Source organism: Silanimonas sp., from assembly GCF_027530345.1.
Classification (GTDB): Bacteria; Pseudomonadota; Gammaproteobacteria; order Xanthomonadales; family Xanthomonadaceae; genus Silanimonas.
Genome location: NZ_JAPZQK010000054.1, coordinates 1 through 1,784 on the forward strand (window position 1 = coordinate 1; position 1,784 = coordinate 1,784).

4 protein-coding genes are annotated in these 1,784 nt (G+C 55.8%); all 4 read left to right on the top strand.

What is annotated here, in order from left to right; translation table 11 throughout:
- On the top strand, positions 1-238 hold a 238-nt coding region (locus O9255_RS14675; RefSeq protein WP_297867610.1), incomplete at its 5' end, for an SHOCT domain-containing protein.
- Positions 239-330: 92 nt separating this feature from the next.
- On the top strand, positions 331-651 hold the full coding sequence (locus O9255_RS14680; RefSeq protein WP_297867611.1) for a hypothetical protein: 321 nt from the start codon (positions 331-333) through the stop codon (positions 649-651).
- Between the two features lie 90 nt (positions 652-741).
- On the top strand, positions 742-1,113 hold the full coding sequence (locus tag O9255_RS14685) for a hypothetical protein (RefSeq protein ID WP_297867612.1): 372 nt from the start codon (positions 742-744) through the stop codon (positions 1,111-1,113).
- Positions 1,114-1,217: 104 nt separating this feature from the next.
- Positions 1,218-1,409 carry a hypothetical protein gene (locus O9255_RS14690; RefSeq protein WP_297867613.1) on the top strand — a complete coding sequence of 64 codons (192 nt, stop codon included), beginning with the start codon at positions 1,218-1,220 and terminating at the stop codon, positions 1,407-1,409.
- Positions 1,410-1,784 lie beyond the last annotated feature (375 nt).

The window sequence follows — 1,784 nt, forward strand, 5'->3', positions numbered from 1 at the left end:
GTTAGGCGCAGCCCCAAAAGTTCGCAAGGAGTTTCAAGTGTTCGCACTGAATGCGCTCATCATTCTCACCTTTCTCGTTGTGATTCCGGTGCTCATTGGGCTCGCCATTTGGTGGGCTGTGAGGGCAAACACTGGTCCAACTGCTCGGCTTGCAAAGCTTGATCAGCTGCGCGATTCCGGAACCATCACACCAGCCGAGTATGAGCGGCAACGTGCATCCATCATTTCGGGCGTTTAGTCTTGCGCCTAACAGTTCACTCAAGCGGACCAATCAATCGCTTCGCGATTGATGTGGCCACTTAGTTCAGACGTTAGAGGTTTGGCGATTCCGTGAAGTTCGATCCAGTCCTAGTCATAGCGACCATAGCCTCAACGGCTATCGCGGCCTGGTTGGTCCCAAGCCTGTGGCGCTCGAACGATCACTGGGTCATTAGGGCATCGCTCACGCTGATCGCGTTCATTCCTGTGTTCGGTCCGGTCATGGTTCTGTTTCATCGCATCACTCCGCCAGTTCAGCCGGTGGCGCTTCAGGACCGCGATGGCAAGAGAACCGATGTCATGGATCGATGGCGCCATGTCATGGATGCAAAGAGCCCCGTGCGCAGGTTCAGGCTGTGGTGGTGGCGCATCAATGATCGGGATAACCTCTAACTATTCGCTCAAGCGGACCAATCAATCGCTTCGCGATTGATGTGGCCGCTTAGTTCCAGCGTTAGCAGTCACGTGAAGAGGAATTCCGCTTTGCCAGAACTGAAGAAGCAGTCTCAGGTTCCTAGTCAAGAAGATTTCGCGCGCGCGAAATCCAAATCACGTCAGTTCGATGAGATAGCGGGTCGCGTGCGAGAAGCCGTACTGGATGAGTTCCGAGAGCGCGCCCCAATTTCAAGCGTATGGCTATTCCCAGGCCAAGATGGCGATCTCAACGGATATGTCTTTTACTTCGCGACTTCAGATGTTGCTGACAGCCTTGAAAGTGGATTGTCTGATGAGATCGAGAAGGCCTTGGTTCGTAAGTCCAAGGAGTTGATTGGCTCGGGTTGTTCGGTCATCTTCGATTCGCATGAAAGCGTAGTGAGGAAGTGCAATGGCAACTACTTTCAGTATCTTCGCTAGTCACGTGACTGCTAACTACTCACTCAAGCGGACCAATCAATCGCTTCGCGATTGATGTGGCCACTTAGTTCAAGCGTTAGGTTTCAGCAGTAGGAGAGGCCGAGGTGGATCAGCAAAACAGTGAGTTTCTCGTAGGTTGGGGCACGCTCATGCTCATCAACGCAGGTCTGGCCCAAGGCAAGGGGCGAAGCGGGCTCAACTGGTTCCTCCTGTCGATCTTCCTCGGGCCTGTCGCTACGTTCTTCATCGTGGTTTTCGATCCCGTTGCTCCGTCGCAACCGGGGGAGAAAACCTAACTACTCGCTCAAGCGGACCAATCAATCGCTTCGCGATTGATGTGGCCGCTTAGTTCGATCGTTAGGCCCTTTGGGCCGAGGTCTGTGGTCCATTCCGCCTGCGCCGTTGAGCACCTCGCGACCGGCCGCTGAGGCGGGCGGCGCTCTGGCAGCCGCCAAGCGCCGCGCTGTTCCTCGGTGAGGCTCCTCGCAGGCGCAGGCACGAGCCTCCTCGCGGGCATCAGCCAGGCATCCGGCGAGGTTGATCTCGGCAAGTGCGGGGCAGGGGTTGTCGCTCCGTAGGTCAGGCTGTAGCGTTCTGGCCTAACTATTCGCTCAAGCGGACAGATCAATCGCTTCGCGATTGATGCTGCCGCTTAGCTCAGACGTTAGGCG